This window comes from Nocardia violaceofusca NBRC 14427 (assembly GCF_963869435.1).
GTDB classification, from domain to species: Bacteria; Actinomycetota; Actinomycetes; order Mycobacteriales; family Mycobacteriaceae; genus Nocardia; species Nocardia aobensis.
The window spans coordinates 12,420-38,808 of the sequence record NZ_CAWMPM010000040.1 but is presented as its reverse complement, the minus strand read 5'-3'; the positions used below and the strand labels follow the sequence as shown (position 1 = coordinate 38,808).

Sequence of the window (26,389 nt, the reverse complement as noted above, 5' to 3'; positions counted from 1 at the left end):
TCCCTGTACGGATATCCGCACAGGGACGAACACGCCGAGGTCAGGTTCGACGTCGTCGCCGCACCAGCAATCCGGCCACCGCGAGCACGACGACCACGACCACCACGATCGCGACGACGATCGCCGTCGTGTGCGAGTCGGATGAATCACTTTCCGCCGCAGCAGCTTTCGGTGCCGTCGTGGCGACCGCCGGGGCGTGGGTGAACGTCAGCGGCACCGAGGCGAGGATATTGCCGGGGTCGGTGAGGCTGGTGACGGCCAGGGTGCAGGCGCCGGGCGCCGAGGTGCAGTCCACCGCACCGACCGACGCGGTCAGCGTGATGGTGTTGCCGCGCATTCCGGGCTGCCAGGCCCCCTGCGCGTCGGCGGAGCCGAGCAGGGAGGCGCCGAGATTGCAGTCGGTGGGCGCGACCACCTGCGGTTTACACTGGCCGACCGCCACCTGGGCCAGGTTGGATGGCAGTCCGTCCGCGGCGACGGTGACGACCTCACCGACGGTGACATCGCCGGTGGGCGTGGGATGCAGGGTGGGTGCGGCCGCGGCGAGCGGGGCCGTCACCAGCAGCGCGACGGCCGTCACCGCCGCGCCGACGGCGCTGCGAAAGATGCTGCGTCTCATGGTGTCGACCTCATCCGAAGCTGAGGGGAATCGAGGCGAGGATATTGGTCGGGTCGGTCAGGCTGGTGACCGCGATCGTGCACGCGCCCGCCTGCGCCGTGCAGTCCACGCCACCGACGGAGCCGACCAGGGTGATACTGCCGGCGTCCCAATTACCCTGCGCGTCGGCGGTGCCCAGCAGCGAGCCGGCGAGATTGCAGTCCGAGGGCCCGGAGATGTTCGTCGTGCACTGCCCGACCGCGACCGAGGCCAGATCGGGTGCCAGCCCGCTCACCGAGACGCTGACGCTCTGCCCGACCGCGACACCACCGGACTGGCTCACCGCGACCGTGGCCGCCTGGGCGGGCGCCCCACCGAACATCGCGACGGCGGTGAGTCCCGCGAATACCGCGCTCACCAGGTTTCTGGTTCGAAACATGTGCTCCTCCTGGATTTCCTAGAGCCGCCGCCGGTCGGCGAGGGCGATTGCGGCGACGACGACCAGCAGTGCCGCGGTCAGCGACCACAGCACCGCGGACGGGCCGCGCGTATCGGTGGAGCCCGCCGCCACCGTGCCGGCCACCGGCACGGCCGCGGGCGGGGGAAGGCTCGAGCCCGCGAAAACCACGGGAGTCACGGCGGAATTGGCGGCGATGACTCCGGCGGGTTCGGTACCGGGCAGCGGCGCGGCCGCGATCACGCACTGCTGCCGCAGGCAGTCGATGTTCTCGAACTTCGGATGCAGAGTGAGCACGAGCGTCGGAAAGGTTCCGTCGGAGGCGATATTGACGAAGGTGGCGCCGCCGTCGAGATCGCAATCGTTCAACCCGTTGGTATAGCCCTGTTTACACAGCCCCACGGCAACCGCCGCCAGGCCTGGCTGGAAACCGCTGCCGTCCACCGTGACTCGCTGCCCCTCCCGCAGGTCCGTCGCGGCGTCGATGTGCAGAGTGGCGGGCGTGTCGGCCGCGGCGGGTGCCGCGATGGCGGCCGCGAACGCGAGGCCCAGTCCACCCCGTAGTAGTGCGCGTTTCATCGGGCGCCTCCTTCGACGGCGATCTCGCTGGGCTGAGGGGCGGTGGGACGGTCGTCCGGATCGGCGCGGCGGTCGACGGTCTGGGTTCGGCCGCCGCCGGGCGCCGACGTCCGCGCGATCACCAGCGCGGCCAGCAACACCGGCACGCTGGCCAGGGTGAGCGCGGAGCCGGTCCCCCACAGCCGCCCGCAGGCGACGGCGCCGCCGAGGCCGCAGATCCCACCGACCCCGACGACGAGTCCGGTCACCGCGCTCCACCACTGTTCGCTACCCGGAAGTCGCTGTCGCAGTTCGTGGTCCAGCAAGGAGAGGCAACGGATCGCTGCCGTGACGGTGACCGCCACACCGATCATCGACTGCCATGCGCCGGGCGCGGTCGCCACCAGCACCGGGCCGCCGGCGGCGAGAATCAGCAGCGGCGGCACCGCACGCAGCCGGTATCCGCGCGCGGCGACCACGAGCACCGCCGGCACCATCGCGAGGGCTAGGCGCGCAGGCTGATCGGCGTCGAGCACCTCCCAGCGAAACAGCAGCAGGTGCAGGGCCGGCAGCACCGTCGCCCCCAGGGCGAATCCGACTGCCGCATATCCCATCCCGCCGCGCAGCGCGGTACCGGACACGCGCAGGCCGCCCGCGACACCGCCGAAAGATGCGTTCCGCACCGACACCGACAATCCGGCCGCGATCACCACACTCCCGGCCACGAACAGCGCCTCGTCCGGTTGCCGGCCGCACGCGCCGGCCAGCACGGCACCCGCGAGCAACGCGACCGTCACCGCTGCGTAGCAGACTCGGACACCGGCGACGGCCCGAGCAGTGACGAGCAGCGGTCCCGCCGCCACACCGGCCACGACCACGCCACACAGGAAGGCGGGCATCGACGAAAACAGCGCTGCGACAAGTATTCCCACGCCACCGAGGACGGCGAGCGCGCCGGTGCGGCGACTCGACGCGGTGAACCGGAGCCGCACGCCCGGCAACACCGTCAGACCCCCGAGCACCCCCGCGGTCAGGGCGATATACCCCACGACCGCGCCGGGCAGCCCGACCACACCACCGAGCGGTTTGCTCAGCAAGACGATCTCGATACCCGTCATAGGCCCGGCCGCCGCCGCGGCGATGGCGAGCAGCCACGTTCCGGTCCGGCTCGCGGGGGGCAGTTCAGCACGCGTGGCTCCGGACCCGGGCCGCGCTCCCGCCGGTGGTGTCGTCATATCTCACCTCCGCCCGCGTTTCGCAGAAAGAAACACGGTTTCGCAGTTGCCATATTGAACCGTCGGCGACGACGGCTGTCAAGCGAGAACAAGCACGTAACGGCATGGAAACAGCCGATTTTCGCGATCCGGTGAGGATTGCGACAGAAATCTCGACCGTCCACTGGACAGATGCGCGGCGCCGGTACAGAATCGCAACTATTGGAAACATCGTTTCGTTCTACGAAACGGGTTCGGCAAGGAGGTGCGCGCTGATGACGCGAATCGCCGCCGTCCAGCTCGCCGCCGGCACCGATGTCGCGGTCAACCTCGCCACCTGCCTGCGCCTCATCGACGACGCCGCAGCGCACGCGCCGGATCTGGTGGTCCTGCCCGAGTTCTGTAACCACCTATCGTGGTACGCCGACCGCGACCACGCGCACCGAATGGCGTGCCGGATCGGAGATCGATTCCTGACCGCGATCGCCGAACGCGCCGCACAGCATCGGATGTACACCAAGATCGGGGTGACGCTGGCCCGCGAGGACGGCCGCACCACCGGCACCGGCCTGCTGTTCGGCCCCGACGGCGCCCTGCTCGGGCAGTCCGACAAGCAGATTCTGATGGGCGCGGAGAACGATCACCTCGACCCCGGTGACTCCGATTCCGAGGTCGTCGACACCCCGCTGGGCCGCATCGGCCTGTACGCCTGCATGGAGGGCGTCATCTGCGAGGTGACCCGGTCGCTGGCGATACGCGGCGCGCAGCTGCTGCTCAACAGCCTCAACTCCTTCGCCACCGACGAGGCGAGCCTGCACATTCCGGTACGCGCGGCGGAGAACAAGGTATGGGTGGTGGCGGCCAACAAGGTCGGCCCGCTGCTACCCGACGACGAGCTGCCCTCGATCGCGGCCCGGCTGGGAGTCCCGCCGGATCGGTTGCACGGTGCCGGCGAGAGCCAGATCGTCGCACCGGACGGGACGACGGTGGCGCGCGCACCAGCACGCGGTGAGGCGGTGGTCGTGGCGGATATCGATATCGGTCTCGCCGACGACAAACGGCGTCCCGACGGAACCGATGTGCTCGCCGCTCGCCGCCCCCGCCTCTACGCCCCGATGCTCGACATCTCACCCCGGCGCGCCCCTGCCGGTGCGCCGACCCTCCCCGTGGCCGCGGCACTCGCCGATGTCGGCCTCATCGGCGATATCGCCCGCAGCGGCGCCGCATTGATCGTGCTGCCGGCGCTGACCGGCACGGCGTCGGCCGAGCGCCCATCAGCGACGGTGTCTGTTCCGGAGGTGGCGGCGGCGCTGCGGGGGACGACGGCGCATGTCGTGGTATCCCTGCGCGACGGTGACGCGCATGTCGGAATGCTGGTGAACGCCGAGGGCGTGGCCGGATATCAGCGCCAGTTGCACCGCACCGAACGCCACCCGTGGCTGTCGGATCTGGGCGATGCCCTCGAAATCTTCGACATGCCCTGGGGCCGACTGGCTCTCGTGGTCGGCGACGATGCGCTGTTCCCCGAAACCTTCCGCCTGGCCGCGGTCGGGGACGCCGATGTGGTGGCAGTGCCGCACGCTCTCGGTGAACCCTGGGAAACGCGGCTCGGCCTGCCGGAACGAGCGGCCGAGAATCGGCTCAACATCGTCGCCGCCGCCGTGGATTCGACCGGGGCGCTGGCCGGTTCGATCTACGCGCTGAGCCCGGATTTCACCTTGTGGACGGCCTGGAGCGGGCCGTTCACCGGGGTGATCAGCGCCCCGCAGGTGACCTCCGCCCCGCCCGGCGCGAACCGGGTGCAGGCCGACATCCGACCGGCCCAAGCCGTGAACCGCGCCGTATCCCGGGGCACCGATCTGGTCGCGGGACGTCCCGCCGCCGCCGTGTCCGCCCTCCTGCGCGAACCTGCCACCGCGACAACCGAACCGGAGCTGCCATGAGTGAAACCGTGCGACATGTCGAGCAGATGGTCGACGAGAACCCCAGAACCGATGTCACCGAGACATTTTCGGAATGGCAGCGGCTGCTGGCCGGACTGCAGGCCAGGATCGCCGGCCGGTTCGAGCTGACCCGCGACCCCAGTACCGCCGACCTCGACTCCTACGGAGACGCGGCGACCGGACCCTCCGGCCGCCTCGCCGCCTACACCGGACCCGAGATCGACTGGCTGGTGCATTCCTGGATCGGCGATCCCCGCACCGGTTTCGTGAACATGCACCTCACGGCGTGGCTCGGGCCGCAGGTACGGGTACCGCATCTGGCGTCGGCGCTGCTGCTGTGGCCGCAGGGCTGGTTCTACGTGGATGCGGTGCCTCGTGGTGATCTGGTGGGCGACGGCGACTATTACGACCGCTACTACGCCGAGGCCGACGAGCCGTGGCTGGCGTTCAAGGCGGACCACCCCGACTTCACCTGGTTCACCAGCCGCACCGGATTCATCCGCACCAGCCTCTCACCGGTCGCCTACTGCTATTCCTTCCCACCCACCCGACCCAATCTCGACACCGTGGCCGAACTGCTCACCGCCAAGGTCGACCAGTGGCTGGGATGGGTGGACGCCGCCGAACCGGTACCCGACGACGAGCGCGCCGACCTCGCGGCCCGGGATCTGCGGATACGCCGCAACATCGCCGAACGCGATCCCGCGAACGTCATGGGCGAGCGCATGTTCGGCCCCGAACTCACCCAGCGACTGGTGCGCGCCCTCTGGGGCGGGGACCGGGTGCTGCCGCGGCCGGTGGGGTGACCATGAGCCTGATCCGCTCCCTGTGGTGGTCCGCGCGCACCGACGGCGACGCCCCCTTCGACACTGCCCACCTCAAGCTCTACTACCCCGCCGTCGCCTCCGGCGACGACGCCGAGCGGCTCACCGGCGTCTTCGCCCCCGATCCGGCCGGCGCACCCTATCCGGTGGTGGTTTTCCTGTCCGGTGTCAATGTCGGGCAGGACAGCTATCGCCGATTCGCGACCGCGATCGCCGAATCCGGTTATGTGGTGGTCACCTTCGATCGGGTGGCCGATCTGTTCGGTGGGCAGCGCGGGCTCACGCCCGGCGTCGATCTGGCGGCCGCGCGACCCGACACCTACGGCACCCGGCCCACCTGCCCGACCATCCCGGCGGTGCTGGACGCGCTGGCCGAACTGAACACCACCGCACCGTTGCGCGGCGCACTCGATCCGGAGCGCGTCGCACTGGGCGGCCATTCGGCGGGCGGCACCGTGGTGTTGCAGTCCGCGCGGTACTTCCCTTCCGTGCGAGCGGTTTTCGCGTGGGGCGCGCACACCATGGTCGCCACCATGCTGGGCTGGGACCCGGGTACGGTGCTTCCCGCGCAGGTGAGCTGCCCGGTGCTGCTGGGTGTCGGCGGCAACGACGGCGTGATCCAGGGCAGCGCCGACCGCTACGGTGAGGGCGAGGATCGGCCGGATCCGGTGGCCCGCACCTTCGCCGAGGCACTGCCCGAGGGTGAGCATCTGCTCGCGATCGTGCCGGGCGCCAATCATTTCGGCATCGCCGACGCCGATCCGACCGCGGCCCGCGCATTCCTCGACGGGCCCGCGGAGTCCGATGCCCTGCCCCGATTCGCACGGCTGACCACACTGTTCCTGAACGCCCACCTGAAGGATTCGGCGACCGCCCGCGACGAACTGTCGGGTTTCGACGACGGACTGCTGCTGAAGCGGCGCTGAGGAGATCACGGTGCTCAAGAACTTTTGGTACGCAATGGAATTCGCGGACAAGGTCGGCCGGGCGCCGCGCCGGGTGACCTGCCTGGGCCAGGACTTCGTGCTCTATCGCGCCGAATCCGGCGCGCCGGTCTGCCTGTCGGATCTGTGCGTGCACCGCGGCGGCGCCCTGTCGCTGGGAACGGTGAGCGGGGACTGCATCACCTGCCCGTACCACGGCTGGCAATACGACTCCGGCGGCGTGTGCGTGCGCATCCCCGCCAACGCGCCCGAACGGGCCATCCCCCGCAAGGCGCGAGTGGACGCCTATCCGGCGGTGGAGCGCTACGGCATGGTGTGGGCGTTCCTCGGCGATCTACCCGAGTCGCAGCGGCCACCGATTCCGGAGATTCCGCAGTGGGAGGATCCGGCGTTCCGGGCCGTGCAGTACGAGATGGTCATCGACGCCAACTACGAACGCGCCTTCGAGAACGTGGTGGACGCCTCGCACACACCCTTCGTGCACGGCACCGCGTTCGGCAACCCGGACAAACCGCAGATCCCGGATTTCCGGATACGGCAGACGGACTGGTCGGCGGAGGCGGATATTCCGCTGAGCCCGCCACCACCGAAGGGGCTGTGGGGCCTGCTGTTTCGCGGCAAGGCGATGCCGGAGTACGTCACCGTCACCAATGCCTGGTATCTGCCGAATATCGTGAAACTGCATGTGCGGCTGCCGATCGGCGATCTGATGCTCTACGACTTCAACATTCCGCTTTCGCAGGACCGCACACTGATCAAGATTCTCGGCTTCCGCAACTTCTTCACCGCCTCCTGGGCCGACGGCAACGCCCGCAAGCGCATCGAGAAGATCCTGCTGCAGGACCGGCCGGTGGTGGAATCCCAACGTCCGGAGCTGCTTCCGTTCGACCTGTCCGATGAGCTGCATGTGCGCAGCGATGCCCTGCAGGTCGCCTACCGCCGGCGCCGCGCCCAGTTGATCAAGGACGGCTGGTGGCTCGGCGGCGACGATGTGATCACCGGCGATTCGCCGCGACGCAGGGCCACCGTCATCGCCTCCCCCGCGCGCCTGGACGATCCCGAACTCGCCGCCGCCTGGGTGCACAAGGCCCGCCAGGGAGGAGACCCACGATGAGCCTGCCCATCACGCTGAGTACGCGCACTCTCGAAACACTTTCCGGCGCAACGGGTTCGATCGTCGTCGAGGACAGAGCGCTGCACAGTCCCATGTCACCCGAACCGGTGGGCAGGTTGCGGGTGTTGCGCGGTGGTCAGATCGACAAGGTGGTGACCGTCGATCTGGTGGTGCCGCCCATCGGCCTGGACAGCCATATGATCTTCGCGTTCACCGCGGCCGATTCCGCGGTGCCGCATTTCACGCTCGACGCGGTCTACGGCGGCGAGTACTACGCCATGCACCTGGACCTGATTCCGCGTGCCGATCTGGCGGTGAATCTGGATTATCTGGACGCCGTCTATCTGCCGTTGACGCCGCTGCTGGATGCGGCCTGGCAGCTCGACGGCGTCGCACCGGCCGCCATCGGTCCCCGGCAGCGGGCGCTGATGTCACCGTGGATGGTGGTGTGCCGGGCGAGCGAATCGGCGTTCGGGCAACTCACCGAGACCGTCGACGCATACCTGCGGCATTGGCTCACCCTGCTGGACAAGGGCGTTCCGGCCCCGGATGCCGATCTGCCGGCCCGCGATCGCGCGAATCGCGCCAACCTGTTCAGCCCCGAGGTCGACCCGGTGTGGCATCAGGTGACCCGCCTGCTGGGCACCGAGCAATCCGAACAGGTGCGCCGGGAGTTGCAGGGATGAGCACCACGGAGCCGAGCCGCTGGCAGCAGCGGATCGCGGGCGAATGGGTGGGGCGGCCCTCGCTGTTCGACGCCGAGGGCGTCTGGCTGGGATTCGAGGATATCCGCCGGTCCTCGGTGTTCGAGGACGGCACGACCACCTACTACATGGACGGCGGGCTCTCCGGCGGCGGACGGATGGCTGGGCGGTTCGCCCTCGGCGCCCCGTTCGAATTCGGTGTCCTGGACTCCGACGGCGATCGCATCTACACCGGGCCCGACTTCTACGGCTCCGGGCAGCCCTACGGCGGATTCGTCGACGCCCACTACTACGGGCCCGGCTGGCAGGTCTCGCTGAACACGTGGAATCAGACGATCGACGACACCCAGGTGTATTCGTCGGTGCTGTATCAGGGCCCGGCGATGGTCGGCGTGTTCACCGGGCTCTACACCCGAGACCCGGCGCTCGCCGAGGAACGAGTGAATACCGAAACGCGCTGTGGTGGAGTGACATTCATTTTTCCCACCAAGGACGACAGTTGCTATGCCGGCGATCTGGAAGTGTGGTCGGTGGAGCAGCGCAGCCTAGGCACTACTCAGCTGACCCGCACCGTCGGACCCCTCGACCTGCTCACCGCGGCCCATCGGCTCGAGTTCGCAGGGCCGCTCGGATCCGTGATCGATGCCGTCGTCCGTCGCGACGGCGCACGCACATTCCACGAGGGCCCCGACGCGTTCGGCAACGGATTGGCTTGCGGCCGAGCCAATTTCGTACGGCTGCACCACCGTGACGGCCGTCGGCTCATCGGCCGCGAATTCATGATGGACGCCGAACCAGGTATGGGCGCAGGGTCCACTCTCGCGGTCGCCTATCAAGTGTTCGAACACAACCGGCTGTCGGTGATCGTGCACGGCGTCCTGGAGCGGCAATGAGCAACGTGGTCATCACCGGCGGCACCCGGGGTATCGGATTGGGGATGGCCCGGGCGCTACTGGCCCGCGGCCATCGCGTCGCGGTCTGCGGCACCGACCCGCAACGGATCGAATCGGCACGCACCGAACTCGGCGAGGACGCCGTGGTGCTGGCCGCCGACACCACCGATCGTGACGATCTGCGCAGCCTGTGGGATGCGGCGGCGCAACGATTCGGCGCCGTGGACATCTGGATCAACAACGCCGGCGTCTCCCAGACCCGCGCGCCGATGTGGGAGCTACCGGACGCCGCGGTGCGAAAGGTGATCGACACCAACCTGATCGGCGTCCTCAACGGCTGCGCGGTCGCGATCGCCGGTATGTCCGAGCACGGCGGCCACATCTGGAATATGGAGGGGTTGGGCAGCGACGGGCGCACCGTACCCGGTCTCGGTGTCTACGGAGCCAGCAAGCGTGCGGTCGGCTACCTCACCGTGGCGCTCGCCAAGGAGGTTCCGCCCGGCGTCTCGGTCGGTGTCCTCAGCCCCGGCATGGTCACCACCGACCTGCTCACCCACGGATACACCGACCCGGACGAGTTGGCCAAGGCCCGCAAGATCTTCGCGATTCTCGCAGATCCGGTGGACACCGTCGCGCCCTGGCTGGCCGAGCGGGCCGTCACTCGCATCCGCAACGGTGCGCGAGTCGAGTGGCTGACCACGGGCAAGGTGATCCGCCGCTTCGCCGCGGCACCGTTTCGCACCCGCGACCCGTTCGCCGCGTAGCCGATTCCAGAAGGAGCTGTTTCGATGCCCGACGTACTCGGCTGGCGAGCCAAGTTCGCAGTCCTGGCCCCGTCCACCAATACCGTGGTCGAGCCCGATTTCGCGCGCCTGGGTGTGCCCGGGGTGACCGCGCATTTCGGCCGCATTCACATCCGCGACCAGGATATGAGCGACGACGCCGGAATGGGCCGGCTGCTCGAGCAGATCCGCGACGAGATCGTCGCCGCGTGCGAGCGGGTGCTGACCTGCGAACCCGATTACATGGTGATGGGAATGTCGGCCGAGACGTTCTGGGGCGGCGTCGAGGGCAACCGCCGCTTCGTGCGCCAGATTCACGACGTGACCGGACTCGAGGTCGCCACCGGCGCCGAGGCGTGCCGGCGCGCACTGGCGCTCTACGGTGCGCGCCGCATCGGCGTGGTCACGCCCTATCAACCCGTGGGCGACGAGAATGTGGTGCGATTCTTCGGCGAGCTCGGATTCGAGGTGAAGGCGATCAAGGGACTGCGCTGCCCCACAGCCGTTTCCATCGCCCACGTCACCGAGGACGAGCTGCGCTCCGCGCTGCGCGAGGTCGACGGTGACGGCGTGGACGCGCTGGTGCAGTGCGGAACCAACCTGTCGATGGTGCGGTTGGCCGACGAGGCCGAACGCTGGCTGGGCAAACCCGTGCTGGCGATCAATGCGGCGACCTGGTGGATGGCGTTGCGCGACAACGGGTTCACCGATCGCATCGAGGGCGCGGGCTCACTGCTGCGCGACCATTGACCGGTCCCGTGCCCCTCCGGCGCCAGGGAGGGGCACGGGCCGCGACCTACTGATAGCTCGGATTCGCCCACGCGCCGACCGATTTCGACCGGACCGGTTCGATGAACCGCGGCGCCGCCGTCTCCGGGAAGTCCGGCCCCCAGTTGGTGGCATCGCCCGCCATGGACACGCTCGCGTTCTCGGTGTACCAGTCGACCAGGTCCGCGTCCGAGCGGATGATCCAGGTGCAGCCGCGCTCGGCGTCGGCGGTGAAGTCACCGTGCCGGATGTACGGCGGGCGCCAGAAGTAGGTGCCCGGCCACATGGTGCCGAAGTTGTACTCGAAACCGCCGTCGAGACAATACGCTTCCTCGCTGCACGGATGATGCGCCAGCGGCACCTCCCGCCATCCCGGCTTCGCCTTGATCAGGCGGGTGTAGAAGCCGGTCTTCTCGTCGCGGTGCAGCAGTTTGATGTAGAGCCCGGGCACGGGGGTGCCTCCCAGATCGAACCGCATCGGGCTGCCGTCCTTCACATCGATCCACGGCATCGACGCGGTATCCAGGACGACGAGTTCCTGGTCGGGACGCACGAATTCGCGATCACCGTCCGCCAGGTCGAACCCCCAGCCGCCCCCCTCCCGGAACAGCAGAATCTCCGTACCGGCCGCTACCCGGATCGGCGGCGTCCACACCCCGGCCGGCGCCGTCCAGTAGCCGTGGGTTCCGAGTTCGTTGTCGCCCACGGTTATTCGCCCGGACAGCACGAACCATTCGGTGTCGGCCACGTGCACGCCTGCGGGCCGGGACCAGTCGCTGGTGAACCGGACCTTCAGCGAGGCCGAACCGTCCTCCTCGTCATAACTGAGGTTGCGTTGTTCGGCACTGCCCGTGGCGCGCTGGAACTCGGCGCGGTGCCAGATCAGATCTTTGTCGTCGATGAGCTCTACATGTGGACGCATGGGGTCCTCCTCCCGGAGCTGACTTTCCGATACAGAATGTAGTGCTTATCAATAAGCAAAACAAGATGTATCGTTTATTACCGTGAACAGACCCGGACGTCCTTCCGGACCGGCCACCGACACCGCGGAGATCGTGCTCACCGCCGCGCTGGAACTGGTCCTCACCGAGGGCGCGGCCGCCCTGACGCCCCGGCGGCTGCACGCCGTGACAGGCGTTGCGCGCACCACCATCTACCGCCATTGGCCGGCACCCAAGGACTTCCTCGCCGCACTCATCACCGTGGCACCCCACCCCTCCCCGGAGCCGACCGGCGATCCGGTCGCCGACCTGCACGGCGAGGTCGATTCACTCTGTGATCGACTGCGCGACAAGCCGGTTGCCGCGTTCCTTCGCGCCCTGGTGACCGCCTCGGCGGCAGATCCCGACTGCGTCGAATTGCGCCACCGATACGTCAGCGACCTGCTCGCGCCGTTCCGCGCCGCGGTGCGCCGCGCCGGAGTGCGGGAGCAGGCGGCGATCGAGGAGATCGCGCTGTCCATCGTGGCGCCGCTGCTCGTGGACGTACTGCTGTTGGACGGCCCCGTCGACCGGGACCGCGCACACCGCGCGGTCGATCAGGCACTGGAACACAGTTCCGGCCGTCGCTGAGGCGGCCGGTCGCAGCGAGCGAGGAGACCTCGAGATGACCAATGCCGTGGGAACCCGCGCCGTCTTCGGCGTCATCGTGCCCAGTACCAATACCGTTGTCGAACACGACTATTGGCGGGCCGGGCTGCCGGGAATCAGCTACCGGGCCGGTTCGATGTACATTCCCGATCCGGTCATGGGCGACGACGACGATTTCCGGGCGCTGCTGGGCCAGATCCGCGCCTCCATCGATACCGCCGTGCGCGATGTGCTCACCGCCGAACCGGACCGCATGGTCATGGGCATGTCCGCGGAAACGTTCTGGGGCGGGGTCGAGGGCAATGCGGCCTTCGAACGACGGCTGCGGGAACGCACCGGCCTGCCGGTGACGACGGGGGCGAGTTCGTGCCGCGCGGCCCTGCACGCCCTGGGATGCCGGCGGATCGCGGTGTTCTCGCCGTATCAGCCGGTCGCCGACGAGGAGGTGGGCCGGTTCTTCACCGAGGCCGGCTTCGAGGTCGCCGCGATCACCGGGCTGCGCTGCCCGACCGCCATGGATATCGCCAAGGTCCGGCCCGACCGGCTGCGCGCGGTGGTCGCGGGACTGGACGGGCCGCAGGTGGAGGCGATCGTGCAGGTGGGCACGAATCTGTCCTTCGTGGCAACGGCCGACGAACTGGAACGCGAGTTGGGAAAACCGGTGATCGCGATCAATGCCGCGACGCTGTGGCATGCGTTGCGCGAGCACGGGATCGACGACCGCGTCGAAGGGGCCGGACGACTACTGCGCGAACAGTGACCGATCGCCCGCTTCGGCCAGCAATCGCTGGGCGCGGCGGACGACAGCGAGATCGACCATACGACCGTCGGCGTCCAGTACGACGCCACCGGCCCCGGCCTCGAAGCGCGCCACCAGATCCCGGGCGCGCGTCAGCTCCTCGGCGGACGGGGTGAACACCGCGTTCACGACCGGCAGCTGGGCGGGATGGATACAGGTGCGGCCGCGAAACCCCAAGCGCGCCAACGCTTCGGTGCTCTCTCGGAGTGCGGCCAGATCGCGGAAGTCGGTGCTGACCGGAGCCGGCGGCGGTTCGAGACCCGCGGCCCCGCTGACCAGCACCAGGTGAGTGCGGATCGCCAGCAGTTCCGCGCCGTCGGGGCCCGGCGCCATCCCGATATCGGCACACAGATCCGCCTCACCCAGCTGCAGTCGCAGCACCCGCGGCGCCGCGGCGATCTCGCGGGCAGCGAGCACCGCCGCCGCGCTTTCGAGCAGCGGGCAGATGCCGACAACGCCCGGTGCCGGCTCATGGTCGCTCAGCACGCCCGCCGCCGCGCGGACCTGTTCGGCCGATTCGGTTTTCGCCAGGCATACCGCGGCGGGTCCGGCGCCCGCCACCGCGCACAGATCGGCGTCGTCGCCGGAATTCACCCGGACCCAGATGCGTTCGCGGCTCGTCGCGGGGAGTGTGGCCAGCCATGCCGACACCAGTTCACGGGCGCGGACCTTCTCCCCTGCCGGGACGGAGTCCTCGAGGTCCAGCAGAACCACATCGGCAGGTCCGGCCAACGCCTTGTCGAACAGCGCCGGACGGTTGCCCGGAACATAGAGCGCCGATCTCATCAACTACCCCTCGCACCGGCTCGGGAATCGCCGTACTATTCCCTTGGAAGAAACACCGTTTCGGTGAATGAAACATAGCGGTCTCGGCCCGGAGCTGTCCACCCGTTGGGTTTCTCAGGAACCCCCTCGCGGTCGGCTCACCGCGCCGAAACCGGCTGCCCGGCACAGGGAGTCGCGATGGCCTTTCGAACTTCGGCCCTCACCGTCATGGCCGCGGCATGCGTCGCCGTCCTCGGATTCGCCCCAGCGGCCGCCGACTCGCCAGGTTTGCCGGGGACGATCGCGCTGCCGTGCGCCGGGACGACCCTCGAGCAACATGCCGACTGGTATCTGCCCACCGGCGCACCGCGCGGACTGGTGTGGTTGCAGCACGGATTCGCCCGCGCCGACGGCAATGTCGCCGCGCTCGCCGCTCGTCTGGCCGGTGCCGGCAACCTCGTCTTCGCGCCGAGCCTGCCGTTCATGAACCTGTCGGGCTGCACGCTGCAGAACCTCGGCGACAATACGGTGTTCCTGGATCAGGTGGCCCGATTGTTCGCTACCGCGAACGATCCCACCGGCCCACTGGCCACCGCCCTCGCCACCGCCGCCGCGCAGGCCGGCGTCACCGCACCCGCCCTGCCGCGGCAGTTCGTGTTCATCGGCCATTCGGCCGGGGCCGAGGCGGTCGAGTACGTCGCCCACCGCCTGCACGCCGGCGCTGCGCAGGCCTGGCCGAATCTGCGCGGACTGATCCTGCTGGATCCGGTGAAATCCTTCCTCGGCACCAACACCGACACCGCTCTGGCCGATCTCGCCCCTACCGCCCTGCCGATTCTCACGATCTCCGGCCCACCCGGTCTGTGCAACAACTTCGCCAGCGGCACAGCGGCCCTTCAGACGCACCTGCACCGGCCGTTCGTCGGCATTCGCCTCACCTCCGGCGAACACACCGACGCCGAAGGACCTTCCAGCGATGGATTGGGCGAATTATTCTGCGGCACACCGCAGCCCGCCAACTGGGCCATGCTCGAACGAACCACCACGACATGGACCCGCGCCTACTTCACCGGCACCACCGACTATTCGGTGACCTCGCCGGCCACCGCTGTCCACCTCGAGACCCTCGCGGGGGCGTAGCGGCCACGGGTCACCGCCGCCGCTCGACCACGCGCGGGCGTCGGCATCATCGACCAGGAGTACCGAATCGGATCGCCCGCGAGGCGGTCATCGACGCCGGATCAGGCCCGTTCGAGATAGAAGTAGGCGTAGCGGCCGTCGTCGAGGGCGTATTTGCCGTCCATGATGCCCATCACGGCGTCGTCGTCGATCTTCTTGAAATGGTCGTGCACGGGCTGCCCGTCGAACACCATCGTCGCGGTGACCTCGCCGCGAAATTCCTCCATCCAGAGGCTGCCCTCGCCGTTGTCGGTGTTCGAGTATTTGTTGCCGTCGGCGTCCAGACAGACCAGCGGCTTCACATCGGTGGCCGAATCGAACGTCTTGCCGAACCAGTTGATGAGGGCCAGCGTTCCGTTCTCCCGGTGGCCGGTGTCGAACTCGCCGCCCTGCCATTCACCGATCATGAAATCGATGGTCGCGGGCTCCAGCGTGGCCCAGAACTCGTCGAGATCGGCGTCCGGGATGAACGAACGCTCCGGTCCGCTGACGAGACGGCGCCCGGCGCGTTCCTTCAGTTCGGTGAATGTCTTGCGAGCCGATTCGTCGCTCACGATGCTCTCCAATCCGACGGCGGAGGCTTGTGAATACGGTACCGCCAAGCGACCGGGCAAGCTATGGGCAAACCTGCGGTCGAAGTGTCCGCCACGATCGTGTGGAGGCGAACACGACCGGACCCGGGGACCCCACCGCCGATCGAGGCGACGTGTGATGGTGGGATACCGATCATGACCGGCTCGTGGTGGTGGGATCTGCTGATCGCGGTCGCGGCCGCGCTCATCGTGTGCTGGTTTGCGCTGATCACGGCGCTGATCATCGTCCGGCCGCGGGGCAACCTGCTGCGGGAAGCCCTGCGGATCCTGCCCGACACCCTGCGCCTGATCCGCCGCCTGGCCGCCGACCGCTCCCTGCCACGCGGCGTCCGGATCCGGCTCTGGCTGGTGCTGGCCTACCTCGCCTCACCCCTGGACCTGATCCCCGACATCATCCCCGTCATCGGATACGCCGACGACGCCATCATCGTCACCGCGGTCCTGCGCAGCGTCGTCCGCGCCGCCGGCCCGGAGGCGGTCCGCGCCCATTGGCCCGGCACCGACGACGGTTATACCGCCCTCGCCCGGCTCACAGGGCTGCCGGTGCGATAGTCGTCATCGGCGCCGCGCCCGCAGAGCCGCTTCGCGGTCGATGACGATCTGCTTGCGGCGTTGCGTCATCGCTTCGGCGGGTGAGGCGGTGCCGACGATCGCGTCGAAGACGGCGCGGGCGTCCTCGAGCGCGTCGCGGGCGCCCACTCCGGCGGCCGGAGTGATCGCGTGGTCGGCGTCACCGATGAGGATGACCGAATCCTGCGGTGCGCGTGCATCTTCCAGGGGGACGTTGCGGGCGTTGCTGACGTGCACCTGTTCCGTCCGCGACAGGAAGGCCGACACCAGCGCCCGGCTGGAAGGTGTTGCGGCCAGGACGGTTTCGGCCCACTCGTCGACCGGTCGCATCCCGATATCGTCGCGGGTGCCGGGGAGCGGATCGCGCGGGATCCGCACGAACCACAGGGCTGCCGGATCCTCGGGACGCCAGATGTGGCCGAAAGTACTTCCGGCACTGCCGGCTTCGGCGACCTCGGCGTAGAAGTGGAGGACTGCGGGGGTGGTGGGCGGTGGCGGATCCAGTGGCGTGCCGGTCATTCCGTACAGCACGACGTCACCGGCGTAGACGGGAGTGCGAGCGGGTTCCAGCGCGGCGCGGACGACGGAGTCGATACCGTCGGCGCCGATCAGCAGTCCCTCGGCGGCGAGGACTTCGGAGCCGCGCCGGATCGTGTGGTTGTCCTCGCCCACGGTCACGCCGGTGATCGGCTCGCCGTAGCGCAGCTCGGCGCCCGAGCCCGCGACGAACTCCGACAGCACGCCCATGAGGTTGCGGCGCAACCAGAAACGATGACCGCGACTGGGCATTGCGCTGCGCCGTCCGCGGCTGTCCTCGTAGTCGAGACCCGCCAGCGGATACGAAACCTCGTGCAGCGCCGAACGATCGACGCCCATCGCCGCCATCGCGTCGTGCCCGCGCCCGTCGATGAACAGAAACGCCCCGGCTCCGGGCCCCGGGCGCTGTTGTTCGTAGACCGCTACCCGATGCCCTCGCCGGGCGAGACCACCGGCCAGGCAACTGCCCGCGATCCCACCACCGATAACGCTCACCATGTCCTGCGACCTCCTGGCGTTGTCGTGCCGGCGGCCACCCACCGGGAGAGGCACGTGTCCAGAGTGCCACGCCCACGCGGACATTCGCGTCGTCTCCCCTGGGGTGAGGTGCTCAGCTGGGCGGAATTCGCTTCAAACTACCCACGCTGAGCGATCCGTTGCCCCCGGTTCGCAACGCCGCCTCCGCCGCACGGACGTAGCCGGCAGGGTCTTTGTCGACGGGCACGACACCGGCGTAGTTGCGCGCCTCGTACGCGGCGAAGGCCACCGCAAGGTGATGACGGCGCTGCAACCCGGCCAGGCGCCGGAAGTCGGTGAGCCCCTCACGCTCTTCCTCGGCCATATGATCGCTGTTGGCCAGATTCGCCGCCGCGACCGCCGCGTACCACTCGTCGGTGCCGACCTGGTGCCGTCCTACTTCGGCGACCGCGTCCCTGATCTCGTTGTGGTCACCGATCGCGTCGAGCGTCTCGTCCTCCGTCCCGCTCGCCCGCCGAGCCGCGATCCCCACCTCCAGCAGCGCCGGATAGAAAATCTCCTCCTCGGCCTGCGCATGCAATTCGAGAAACGCCGCCAACCTGTCCCAGATCACCCCCAAGGCACCGGTGTCCCCCCGATCGATCTGCTCCAGAATCGCGAACAACCGCCGCTGCTCGTGATGGTCATCGAGGATCAACTGGGTGATATCCACATTTCCTCCCTGACGCCGCATCGCTGGTAAGCACGGAACTCGACGGCCGCCCGGTCAGCCGGAACCTCCTGGGAACCTGACGACAATGTACTACCGAGTCCCGATCGGAGGCTGCGGCCTGGTTCAACCGTCCGAGGCATTCCGCACGAGGAGCGCCGAATGTGATTCAATTCCCGGCACTGCGCGCTCAAACGAAAATATCCGGGGGAACGTGACCGACGTGTCACCGCTGTCTGCCGAACACTCCACCGCCAACGGCGTCTACTGCAACTACTGCGGCGCCACACCGGCGGCCACCGTGAACCTTCGCGCCCACCGCGGCCTGCTCATCGTCATGCAATTCCGCAAGGCGTCCGGCCCGTTCTGCCGCGACTGCGGCCTGGCGACCTTCCGGCGGATGCCGGCGAAAGTCTGTGGCAGGGCGGGTGGGGCATCGTGTCCTTCATCGCCAACCCGCTCACCATCCTGTGGAACCTGTACTGCCGCTACGAGATCGGCCAACTGCCGCCGCCGATTCCCGGCAGCCCGTACCAGCCGATGGATCCCGGTAAGCCGCTCTATCGTCGGCCGCAGATCCTCGCCGTTCTGCTGCCGTTCCTCGCGATTGCCGGCATCATCGCCGCCGCCGGATCCGACCCGAACACGAAGCATTCGTCGTACTCGACCACCGGTCCCCTCAGCGACACCTATCCGAGCACCATCCGTACACCGATCCCGTCCACCACTTTCACTGCGGGCCAATGTGTCTGGAACACGCACCAGCTCAACGGCGGACAAGACGACGACAACACCAACGTTCAGGTCCTGCCCTGCGACGATCCGCGCGCCCAGGCAACCGTCCTCGGCACCCTGTCGCGCCCGGCGCCCACTCCGGGGTTCCCCAGGCGCCGGGTTCCACCGACTCCGAATCCGCCGAGCCCCTTTGCGGCAGCGCGTATCCCGACTCGGACGCGTACTACACCGAGACCCGCAACACCTACAACCTACAAACCACCCTCGTCGTCTGCCTGCGCACTAAATAGCTCCGCTCGCGCACGAGCTCAGGAAAGTTCGATCACCCCAGCCCGACGAGATCGGCTGAGGCGGACCACAGTTCGTCGATGAGGTGGCGGTTGTGGGCTTGGGGCGACTCGGGGCCTTTTGCTCGGTGGCGGTGGAAGTAGACGCCGTTGATTTCCGGGTCGGCGCCGCGGCGGGCCAGCTCGATCAGGGGTTCGGCGCCGCGGGCGGGAGTGATGGTGCCTACGTGGCGCAGCGGGGTGCGGTAGAGGAGGCCGACGGCGCGGGAGTCGCGGCCGAAGCTCGAGGCCACGGGGCCGGGATGGACTGCGGCGGAAACGATTCCGTCCGATGTCCAGCGCTGCGCGATACCACGGGTGAACATGATGTTCATCAGCTTGCTCGACCCGTAGGCGCGCCATCCGAAGGCGCGGCGGCGCCGGTAGTCGAGGTCGGAGATGTCGACGCGTCCGAACAGGTTGCCGACGCTCGCGGTGTTCAGCACGAGCGCACCGTGGGCGGCGAGTTTGTCGTGCAGCAGATTGGTGAGCAGGAACGGTGCCAAGTGGTTGATCTGGAAGTTGGGTTCGTGCCCGTCGACGGTCCGCTGCTGCGGCTCGAAGAGGCCGCCCGCGTTGTTGAGCAGCACGTCGATCGCGCCGGCATGTTCGCCGATCTGCTCGGCGAGACCGCGCACATCGTCGAGGACGGCGAAATCGGCCGTGAAGGCGGTCGCACCGGTGTCGGCGGTCACGGCGGCGAGTTTCTGTGCCGACCTGCCGACGATGACGAGGTCGACCTCGGGCGCGGCCAGCGCCCGCGCGGTCACCGCTCCGATGCCGTCGCTGGCACCGGTAATGACGATCGTGCGTCGCGGGTTCGAGGCTGATCGGCTCTCTGTCACCAGGGTCTCCAGTCGGTGAGTGCGTGGGGTACAGCCGCGCGAGCTGCATTGATTGTGGTGCCGTTGGACGCTCGTGGTCGGCGCCCGCCTTCGATATGTCACCAGCTTACGATTCGGCCGATGCCATGGTGCGGCAGCCGAGGTCGGCGATCACCGACGGCGTCCGACTGCGGTCATCCTCGCGCCCGCGGGCGCGCGGTCATCGTGCGCCCTCCAGCTCGCAGATGACTACCGGGATCTCCCGCGTGGTCCGCGTCTGGTAGTTCGCGTAGCCCCGGTAGGCCTCGGTGATCTGTGGCCACAGCCGCGCCCGTTCCTCCGCATTCGCGGTGCGGGCGTGGATCTTCCGGCGCTGTCCGTCGATCACGAGTTCGGCATCGGGATGCGCCTGCAGGTTGCGGTACCAGTCGGGATGGCGGTCGTCGCCGCCTTTGGACGCCACCAGTATCACCCGGTTTTCGTCGTGCACCGGCGCGGTCAGGTAGCACGATCGCGGCTGACCGGATTTGCGGCCGATGGTGTGCAATTCGACCACCGGCATACCGAATGGCTCGGCCAGTAGCCGATTTCCGCTGACCGCGAGCACCAGCCGGTGCGCGATGTTCATCATCTTGGCCCCGGCGTCTTTCACCGTGTTCTTGTTCACCACGTGCCCCTTGTCGGATTTCTCGCCGCTGCGGTCCGCTTGACACCTGAGCGAGTAAGCGGCGCATACATTAGCAGATATGTGGACGACGTCAACATATGAAGGTTCGGCCGGAAGTTCGGGCATCACCCGGCAGCCAGAACGGCGCGCACCGCCGAGTTCACCGTGGCCGCAACGACTTCCGGCGACGACGCGTCGAGCTTGCCATCGAGGTGCAAGAAGGCCAGGCCGTGTACCAGCGCCCACACCGCGGTCGCCGTGACATCCGGATCGGTGCGCGGAAATGCTTGCCGCACAATGCCGTCGACGAATTTTTCGATCACCTCGGCCGCAGCCCGCTCGGCATCGGCCGAACCACAGGGCTCGGCGAACATCACCCGGAACATGCCCGGCCGCGTCAGAGCGAATCGCACGTAGGCGTTGGCCACGGCCGCCAACCCGTCGGGCGTCTCCGGCTCGGGATGCGCCGCGGCCAGTTGCCCGGCCAGATCTCCGTATCCAACGGCGGCCACCGCCGACAGCAGCGCCTCACGGTCGGCGAAATGCCGATAGGGCGCCGCCGTGGAGACACCCGCCCGCCGCGCGGCCGCCCGCAGCGACAGCTCGGGCGCACCGCTCTCCTCCAGCAGTTCCACCGCCGCGCGGACCAACGCGTTGGGCAGGTCTCCATGGTGATACGACGCACTCGACAGTGCCATATCCCCACCTTCCATTGTTGACGCCGCTTACATCTTCCTCTATGTTAGCACTGTCCACACAATGTGAACGCCGCAAACATACCCAGGAAGGAGGCCGCCGTGCCCAGCGCTTCGACACGAGACACGCTGTTCTCGCCGGTGGAACTACGGTCCGGCCAGGTACTGCGCAACCGCATCGCGAAGGCCGCCATGGAGGAGGGACTGGCCGGGCGGGCACAGCTGCCCGACGATCGGCTGATCGCGCTGTACCGGCGGTGGGGCGCCGGCGGCGCCGGCCTGCTGATCACCGGCAACGTAATGGTGCATGCCGAGGCGCTGACCGGACCCGGCGGCATCGTCCTGGACGCGGATTCCCCACTCGAGCCGTTCGCCGCCTGGGCCGAGGCCGGAAAGGCCGCCGGGGCCGCGATATGGATGCAGATCAGCCACCCCGGTCGCCAAATTCAGGCGAATATGCCGGGAGTCGTCTGGGGCCCTTCCGATATCGCCGTCGACGTGGGCCGGCATTCCAAGCGGTTCGGCCGCCCGGTCGCCATGACCGCCGAGCAGATCCGTGACACCGTCACCCGCTTCGCCACCACCGCCGAGCGGGCCGAAATCGCGGGCTTCGACGGCGTGGAAATCCATGCCGCACACGGATATCTGCTGTCGCAGTTCCTGTCTCCGCTGGTGAACAACCGCACCGATGAATGGGGCGGTTCCCTCGCCAACCGCGCGCGCCTGCTCCTGGACATCGTGCGCGCCACCCGTGCGGTGGTGTCACCCGAATTCGCGGTGGCCGTGAAACTGAACTCCGCCGACTTCCAGCGCGGCGGATTCGACGCCGACGACGCGCGCAAGGTCATCGGCATGCTGGCAGGCCTCGGAGTGGATCTGGTGGAGGTGTCGGGCGGTAGTTACGAAAGCCCCGCCATGTCCGGGCGGCCCACCGATGGCCGCACGGCGGCGCGGGAGGCCTACTTCCTGGAGTTGGCCGCCGAACTGGCCGAGACCAGCCCGATTCCGCTGATGTTGACCGGCGGCATCACACGCAGCGACACCGCCGAGCGCGTGCTCGCGAAGAATGTCGCCGTCGTCGGCATGGGCACCGCCCTCGCCGTCACCCCGGATCTGCCCAACCGCTGGCGCGAGGGAGTGGGCGCGGCCGGCGCGTTGAAGCCGGTGACCTGGTCGGACAAACCACTCGCCTCGCTGGCGCAGATGGCGCAGGTCCGCTACCAGATGCGGCGCATGGCCGCCGGAAAGGACCCGGCCCTCGGTGTCCATCCCGCGCTGGCCCTCGCCGCCGATCAGCGAGCGAAGTCGCGTGCGCTGCGCCGCTACTCACGATGGCTGGCGTCGACGCGGCGCGAACGAGCCACGTCACCGGCCTCCCGGCTCGCGACGCGGTAACCCCCGACCATCCGCCCTCGGCGAGCCCGGCTCGTCGTCGACACCTCGAAGGAATCATGTCCACGAGTACGACAGCGCCGCAGCACAATCCGGCCGACACCGTCCCACACTCCCATGTCGCGATCATCGGCAGCGGTTTCGGCGGCATCGCGACCGCGGTGCGGTTGCACCGCGCGGGATTCTCCGACTTCGTGATGCTCGAACGCGCCGGCGAGGTCGGCGGGGTGTGGCGCGACAACGACTACCCCGGCGCCGCCGTCGACGTGCAGAGCAATCTGTACTCGTTCTCCTTCGCACCGAACCCGGACTGGCGCAACACTTTTGCCACCCAGCCCGAGTTGTTCGAGTACCTGAGAAACGTCACCGGTTCGCAGGGGCTGCGCTCCCGCCTGAGACTCGGCTGTACGGTCGAACGCCTGGAATGGGATCCGACCGCCTACCTGTGGCGCATCGACACCACTGTGGGTCCGCGGACAGCCACCCACGTGGTGCTGGCGACCGGCGCGCTCGCCGATCCGCTGCTGCCCGCGATTCCCGGGATCGACCGATTCGAAGGTGTGAGTTTCCATTCCGCGCGCTGGAATCACGACTACGACCTGACCGGCAAACGCGTCGCGGTCATCGGCACCGGCCCCTCGGCCGTCCAGTTCGTTCCCGCCATTGCGCCCGACGTCGCACGGCTGACCGTCTTCCAGCGCACTCCCGCCTGGGTGGTCCCCCGCCACGACCGCCCGACCACCGCGCTGACCCGTGCCGTGTATCGCCGAATTCCGGCACTGCAACGGCTCGAGCGCCTGCGGGTGTATCTGCGTCGCGAATGGCAGGTGGTCGCTTTCCGCAACCCCGCGCTGATGGCATTGCCCGAACGCGGCGCCCGGCGCCACCTCGAGTCCCAGGTCGCCGACGAGCAGTTGCGGGAACAGCTGCTTCCCGACTTCCGGCTGGGCTGCAAGCGTGTGCTGATCTCCGACGACTATCTGCGCGCACTCGACCGGCCCAACGTCACCGTGAACACCCACGGGATCAGTTCGATCACCGAGACCGGCCTGATCGACAACACCGGTACCCAGCACGAGGTCGACGCCATTATCTACGGCACCGGCTTCCGCACCTCGCACCTGCCGCTGACCGACCGGACCTACGGTCCCGACGGCCGGACCATGGCGCAAGTGTGGGACGGCAACCCGACGGCCTATCTCGGCACCTCAGTCTCCGGATTTCCGAACATGTATCTCATCCACGGCCCGAACATCGGCCTCGGCCACACCTCGGTGGTCCACATGTTCGAATCCCAGGCCAACTACATCGCCGGCGCGCTCGGCTACGCCCGCGACCACGACCTCGACGCCATCGAACCCACCGCCGCCGCCCAGCAGGCATTCACCGAGGACGTCGAGCGGCTCGGCGAGGGCTCGGTGTGGACCGCCGGTGGCTGCACGAGCTGGTACCTCAACGACAACGGCCGCAACACCAACATCTGGCCCGGATCGACGTTCGACTTCCGCCGCCGGACGCTGCGCTTCGATCCCACCCGTCATCTCCTGCATCGCCGCACCCGGGAGGTGGTGGTGGCATGAGCGCCGGGGCATTGGTCACCGGAACGCCCGGCGCCCCCACGGTCGTCCTGATCCACGGCCTCGCGAGCTCGTACCGAGTGTGGGACCGGGTCGTGCCGATGCTTGCGGATCGGGCGAATATCGTTGCCGTGCAGCTAGATTCGTCGGGCAGCATCGAAGACGACGCCGACGACACAGCTCGGTTGCTCGGCTCGCCGTCGATCGTGGTCGGCCACTCGCGCGGCGGGCTGGTCGCCACCGCCCTGGCTGAACGTCGCCCCGATCTGGTCTCGGAGCTGATACTGCTGTGCCCACCCTGGTCGCGGGCGAGCCGGAAGTCCGCACGCGGACCGGCCGAACGGGCCCTGACGCTGCCCGGCATCGGAGATCTGTTGTGGGCCTCGGCCTCCGAGGAACGGCAACGCGACGCACAGCGCAGTGCATTCGCCCCGGGCACCCCGATACCGGACCGGTTCGTCACCGATGCGCGCACACGCGGGCGGCGCAACTTCGCCACCAGCACGCGCGCCATCGACACCTACCTCGCCGAGATGGCGCTGCCGGATCGGCTGGCCCGGCTGCCACAACCGGCCCGATTGGCCTTCGGCGAACTCGACGCACGGATTCGAGCGCCTACCGTGGAATTCGACAGGTCGCTGTGGACAACGCTTCGAGCGGTCGGACATACCCCGCCGTGGGAGGCACCGGACGCCGTCGCGGACCTGATCACCCGATCGCTGCGAGCGACGGCGCCCTAGCCGTCGCATAAACTCTTCACAACTACAGGAGGTAAGCGAAAATGCCGAAAGTCCTGTTCGTCATCTCTGCCGCCGACCGCTGGACATTGAACGACGGCGAAATACACCCCTCGGGTTTTTGGGCCGAAGAGGTGGCGGTGCCGCACCGCATCTTCTCCGAGGCGGGCTGGGACATCACCATCGCGACCCCGGGCGGAAAAGCCCCGACACTCGATCGACTCAGTCTCGGAATCGCCGGCGGCCTGCCCTGGAAACGCCGCGAGGTGCAGCAGTATCTCGACCGCATCGACAGCGTCCTCGCCCATCCGGTCGCGCTGGACACCGTCGACCCGGATGCCTTCGACGTCGTGTTCTACCCCGGCGGCCACGGTCCGATGGAAGACCTGGCCTACGACGCGACCTCCGGGGCGCTGCTCACCGAGCGGCTCGCCTCCGGCAAACCCCTCGCCCTGCTCTGCCATGCCCCGGCCGCCATCCTGGCGGCGACCCCACCCGACGGGAAGTCACCCTTCGCCGGCTACCGGATGACCGGACTGTCCAACCGCGAGGAACTGCTGAACCGGTTCGCGAAGAAGGCGCCCTGGCTGCTCGAGGACAAATTGAAGGAGACAGGAGTCGAATATTCCAAGGCCCTGCTTCCGTTGCGCCCACACGTAGTCGTCGATCGGAATCTGTACACCGGCCAGAATCCCCAATCGTCGGAGAAACTGGCGCAGCGATTGCTCGCCGACGTCGGCGCCTCGGCGTAAAGGACGAAATTTCAGCGAAGTCGTGGAATATCGAGGATCGCCGACACCGCCGCTCGCACCCGCGCGTCGACGACCTTCTCGGAGGAGGCGTCGAGCTTCCCATCGAGGTGCAGGAAGGCCAAGCCGTGCACCAACGCCCACATCGCGGTCGCGGTGGGCTCCGGGTCGGCGTCCGGAAAGATCTGCCGCACAAGGGATTCCAGGTAGTCGTGGATGGCCTCCACCGCGGCGACCCGCTCCGGGCTGGTCGCATCGCAGGACTCGGTGAACATCACCCGGAACATCCCGGGCCGGGTCAGCGCGAACCGAACATAAGCGACCGCGATATCGCCGAGGCTGCCGGTGCCCACCTGCTCCGGGTGCACGGCGGCCAGATGCGCGGCCAGATCGCGGTACCCCACCGCCGCGACCGCCGACAACAGGGCATCACGGTCGGCGAAATGGCGATAGGGCGCGGCGGTGGACACGCCGGCCCGCCGCGCAGCACCACGCAGCGACAGCTCCGACGCCCCACCCTCCTCGAGCAGCTCGATCGCCGCACGCACCAGCGCATTGGGCAGATCACCATGGTGATATGGCGTCGCCGACGTTGCCATCACAACCAACCTCAACAGGTATCAGTCACCGATTTCCAGAACCTCCACACTAGCGGCGGTAGGCGTACGCG

At 68.3% G+C, this 26,389-nt stretch carries 30 protein-coding genes; 17 read left to right on the top strand and 13 right to left on the bottom strand.

From position 1 onward, the window contains the following. Window positions 1-40 precede the first annotated feature (40 nt). The 4 genes from AC5592_RS29570 to AC5592_RS29555 are packed head-to-tail and all read right to left on the bottom strand — an operon-like array spanning window position 41 to window position 2,848. Window positions 41-619 carry a neocarzinostatin apoprotein domain-containing protein gene (locus AC5592_RS29570; RefSeq protein WP_063066101.1) on the bottom strand — a complete coding sequence of 193 codons (579 nt, stop codon included), beginning with the start codon at window positions 617-619 and terminating at the stop codon, window positions 41-43. A gap of 10 nt (window positions 620-629) precedes the next feature. Then, entirely contained in the window at window positions 630-1,037 is a 408-nt protein-coding gene (locus tag AC5592_RS29565; protein WP_083871526.1) for a neocarzinostatin apoprotein domain-containing protein, read from the bottom strand. Between the two features lie 18 nt (window positions 1,038-1,055). After that, a complete protein-coding gene (locus AC5592_RS29560) occupies window positions 1,056-1,634 on the bottom strand; it encodes a neocarzinostatin apoprotein domain-containing protein (RefSeq protein WP_036510452.1) in 579 nt (192 codons plus the stop codon). Next, window positions 1,631-2,848, bottom strand: coding sequence for a hypothetical protein (locus AC5592_RS29555; protein WP_157122311.1), 1,218 nt, complete (start codon window positions 2,846-2,848; stop codon window positions 1,631-1,633). Before AC5592_RS29555 ends, AC5592_RS29560 begins: the two co-directional genes overlap by 4 nt. Window positions 2,849-3,102: 254 nt before the next feature. On the opposite strand from AC5592_RS29555, the gene AC5592_RS29550 reads away from it, so the two are divergent. From AC5592_RS29550 to AC5592_RS29515, 8 genes are read left to right on the top strand one after another with little or no spacing between them, the layout of a single operon-like run. Beyond that, the gene (locus AC5592_RS29550) at window positions 3,103-4,770 is read left to right on the top strand and encodes a carbon-nitrogen hydrolase family protein (protein WP_063066099.1); all 1,668 of its coding nucleotides are present in this window, start codon (window positions 3,103-3,105) and stop codon (window positions 4,768-4,770) included. Continuing rightward, window positions 4,767-5,576 (top strand): oxidoreductase, encoded by an 810-nt coding sequence (locus AC5592_RS29545; protein WP_051025599.1) that lies wholly within the window; start codon window positions 4,767-4,769, stop codon window positions 5,574-5,576. The genes AC5592_RS29550 and AC5592_RS29545 overlap by 4 nt, the downstream gene beginning before the upstream one ends. Before the next feature lie 2 nt (window positions 5,577-5,578). Further along, window positions 5,579-6,520: an alpha/beta hydrolase family protein gene (locus tag AC5592_RS29540; RefSeq protein WP_063066098.1), complete on the top strand. Its 942-nt coding sequence runs from the start codon at window positions 5,579-5,581 to the stop codon at window positions 6,518-6,520. A 10-nt stretch (window positions 6,521-6,530) separates the two neighbouring features. Further along, a complete protein-coding gene (locus tag AC5592_RS29535) occupies window positions 6,531-7,652 on the top strand; it encodes an aromatic ring-hydroxylating dioxygenase subunit alpha (RefSeq protein ID WP_063066097.1) in 1,122 nt (373 codons plus the stop codon). Further along, a complete protein-coding gene (locus tag AC5592_RS29530) occupies window positions 7,649-8,338 on the top strand; it encodes a hypothetical protein (protein WP_063066096.1) in 690 nt (229 codons plus the stop codon). The genes AC5592_RS29535 and AC5592_RS29530 overlap by 4 nt, the downstream gene beginning before the upstream one ends. Beyond that, window positions 8,335-9,249 carry a hypothetical protein gene (locus AC5592_RS29525; protein ID WP_063066095.1) on the top strand — a complete coding sequence of 305 codons (915 nt, stop codon included), beginning with the start codon at window positions 8,335-8,337 and terminating at the stop codon, window positions 9,247-9,249. Before AC5592_RS29530 ends, AC5592_RS29525 begins: the two co-directional genes overlap by 4 nt. Further along, complete coding sequence (locus AC5592_RS29520; protein ID WP_036510430.1) at window positions 9,246-10,013, top strand: SDR family oxidoreductase; 768 nt, start codon at window positions 9,246-9,248, stop codon at window positions 10,011-10,013. The genes AC5592_RS29525 and AC5592_RS29520 overlap by 4 nt, the downstream gene beginning before the upstream one ends. Window positions 10,014-10,037: 24 nt before the next feature. Beyond that, window positions 10,038-10,781, top strand: coding sequence for a maleate cis-trans isomerase family protein (locus AC5592_RS29515; RefSeq protein WP_036510428.1), 744 nt, complete (start codon window positions 10,038-10,040; stop codon window positions 10,779-10,781). 46 nt (window positions 10,782-10,827) lie between these two features. Here AC5592_RS29515 and AC5592_RS29510 read toward each other — a convergent pair whose 3' ends face one another. Then, a complete protein-coding gene (locus AC5592_RS29510; RefSeq protein WP_036510425.1) occupies window positions 10,828-11,721 on the bottom strand; it encodes a DUF4437 domain-containing protein in 894 nt (297 codons plus the stop codon). 82 nt (window positions 11,722-11,803) lie between these two features. On the opposite strand from AC5592_RS29510, the gene AC5592_RS29505 reads away from it, so the two are divergent. Together AC5592_RS29505 and AC5592_RS29500 are read left to right on the top strand one after the other, a co-directional pair. Next, a complete protein-coding gene (locus AC5592_RS29505) occupies window positions 11,804-12,370 on the top strand; it encodes a TetR/AcrR family transcriptional regulator (protein WP_036510422.1) in 567 nt (188 codons plus the stop codon). A gap of 34 nt (window positions 12,371-12,404) precedes the next feature. Further along, entirely contained in the window at window positions 12,405-13,148 is a 744-nt protein-coding gene (locus AC5592_RS29500; RefSeq protein WP_063012429.1) for a maleate cis-trans isomerase family protein, read from the top strand. Here AC5592_RS29500 and AC5592_RS29495 read toward each other — a convergent pair. Continuing rightward, window positions 13,131-13,973: an HpcH/HpaI aldolase/citrate lyase family protein gene (locus AC5592_RS29495; RefSeq protein WP_036510416.1), complete on the bottom strand. Its 843-nt coding sequence runs from the start codon at window positions 13,971-13,973 to the stop codon at window positions 13,131-13,133. The genes AC5592_RS29500 and AC5592_RS29495 overlap by 18 nt on opposite strands. Before the next feature lie 177 nt (window positions 13,974-14,150). Here AC5592_RS29495 and AC5592_RS29490 point away from each other — a divergent pair, with 177 nt between their 5' ends. Next, the gene (locus AC5592_RS29490; RefSeq protein ID WP_157122309.1) at window positions 14,151-15,092 is read left to right on the top strand and encodes an alpha/beta hydrolase; all 942 of its coding nucleotides are present in this window, start codon (window positions 14,151-14,153) and stop codon (window positions 15,090-15,092) included. Between the two features lie 101 nt (window positions 15,093-15,193). Here the strand turns inward: AC5592_RS29490 and AC5592_RS29485 are convergent, their stop codons facing one another. Further along, window positions 15,194-15,685: a DUF4334 domain-containing protein gene (locus AC5592_RS29485; protein ID WP_036510622.1), complete on the bottom strand. Its 492-nt coding sequence runs from the start codon at window positions 15,683-15,685 to the stop codon at window positions 15,194-15,196. A gap of 174 nt (window positions 15,686-15,859) precedes the next feature. On the opposite strand from AC5592_RS29485, the gene AC5592_RS29480 reads away from it, so the two are divergent. Beyond that, window positions 15,860-16,276, top strand: a complete 417-nt coding sequence (locus tag AC5592_RS29480; RefSeq protein ID WP_036510413.1) for a YkvA family protein — start codon at window positions 15,860-15,862, stop codon at window positions 16,274-16,276. A 3-nt stretch (window positions 16,277-16,279) separates the two neighbouring features. On the opposite strand, the gene AC5592_RS29475 is transcribed toward AC5592_RS29480, so the two are convergent. Both AC5592_RS29475 and AC5592_RS29470 read right to left on the bottom strand, forming a co-directional pair. Then, window positions 16,280-17,329, bottom strand: coding sequence for an FAD-dependent oxidoreductase (locus AC5592_RS29475; RefSeq protein ID WP_198163965.1), 1,050 nt, complete (start codon window positions 17,327-17,329; stop codon window positions 16,280-16,282). Between the two features lie 112 nt (window positions 17,330-17,441). After that, the gene (locus AC5592_RS29470) at window positions 17,442-18,020 is read right to left on the bottom strand and encodes a hemerythrin domain-containing protein (protein WP_036505792.1); all 579 of its coding nucleotides are present in this window, start codon (window positions 18,018-18,020) and stop codon (window positions 17,442-17,444) included. A gap of 435 nt (window positions 18,021-18,455) precedes the next feature. Between AC5592_RS29470 and AC5592_RS29465 the strand changes: the two genes are divergently transcribed. Further along, window positions 18,456-19,124, top strand: a complete 669-nt coding sequence (locus AC5592_RS29465) for a hypothetical protein (protein WP_157122305.1) — start codon at window positions 18,456-18,458, stop codon at window positions 19,122-19,124. On the opposite strand, the gene AC5592_RS29460 is transcribed toward AC5592_RS29465, so the two are convergent. The 3 genes from AC5592_RS29460 to AC5592_RS29450 all read right to left on the bottom strand — a co-directional run bounded on the left by AC5592_RS29460 (window position 19,075) and on the right by AC5592_RS29450 (window position 21,267). Then, window positions 19,075-19,923 carry an SDR family NAD(P)-dependent oxidoreductase gene (locus AC5592_RS29460; protein ID WP_063066093.1) on the bottom strand — a complete coding sequence of 283 codons (849 nt, stop codon included), beginning with the start codon at window positions 19,921-19,923 and terminating at the stop codon, window positions 19,075-19,077. The genes AC5592_RS29465 and AC5592_RS29460 overlap by 50 nt on opposite strands. 199 nt (window positions 19,924-20,122) lie before the next feature. Beyond that, window positions 20,123-20,569: a nitroreductase family deazaflavin-dependent oxidoreductase gene (locus tag AC5592_RS29455; protein WP_036505800.1), complete on the bottom strand. Its 447-nt coding sequence runs from the start codon at window positions 20,567-20,569 to the stop codon at window positions 20,123-20,125. 125 nt (window positions 20,570-20,694) lie between these two features. Then, a complete protein-coding gene (locus AC5592_RS29450) occupies window positions 20,695-21,267 on the bottom strand; it encodes a TetR/AcrR family transcriptional regulator (protein WP_063066092.1) in 573 nt (190 codons plus the stop codon). Between the two features lie 99 nt (window positions 21,268-21,366). Between AC5592_RS29450 and AC5592_RS29445 the strand changes: the two genes are divergently transcribed. Genes AC5592_RS29445 through AC5592_RS29430 form a run of 4 tightly spaced genes read left to right on the top strand, consistent with a single transcriptional unit; the run spans window position 21,367 to window position 25,722 of the window. Further along, the gene (locus AC5592_RS29445; protein ID WP_063066091.1) at window positions 21,367-22,659 is read left to right on the top strand and encodes an NADH:flavin oxidoreductase/NADH oxidase family protein; all 1,293 of its coding nucleotides are present in this window, start codon (window positions 21,367-21,369) and stop codon (window positions 22,657-22,659) included. A gap of 56 nt (window positions 22,660-22,715) precedes the next feature. Next, window positions 22,716-24,236, top strand: coding sequence for a flavin-containing monooxygenase (locus AC5592_RS29440; protein ID WP_063066090.1), 1,521 nt, complete (start codon window positions 22,716-22,718; stop codon window positions 24,234-24,236). Continuing rightward, entirely contained in the window at window positions 24,233-24,973 is a 741-nt protein-coding gene (locus AC5592_RS29435; protein ID WP_063066089.1) for an alpha/beta fold hydrolase, read from the top strand. Before AC5592_RS29440 ends, AC5592_RS29435 begins: the two co-directional genes overlap by 4 nt. Before the next feature lie 41 nt (window positions 24,974-25,014). Next, complete coding sequence (locus tag AC5592_RS29430; protein ID WP_036505788.1) at window positions 25,015-25,722, top strand: type 1 glutamine amidotransferase domain-containing protein; 708 nt, start codon at window positions 25,015-25,017, stop codon at window positions 25,720-25,722. Between the two features lie 11 nt (window positions 25,723-25,733). Here AC5592_RS29430 and AC5592_RS29425 read toward each other — a convergent pair whose 3' ends face one another. Beyond that, on the bottom strand, window positions 25,734-26,318 hold the full coding sequence (locus AC5592_RS29425; RefSeq protein ID WP_036505787.1) for a TetR/AcrR family transcriptional regulator: 585 nt from the start codon (window positions 26,316-26,318) through the stop codon (window positions 25,734-25,736). Window positions 26,319-26,389 lie beyond the last annotated feature (71 nt).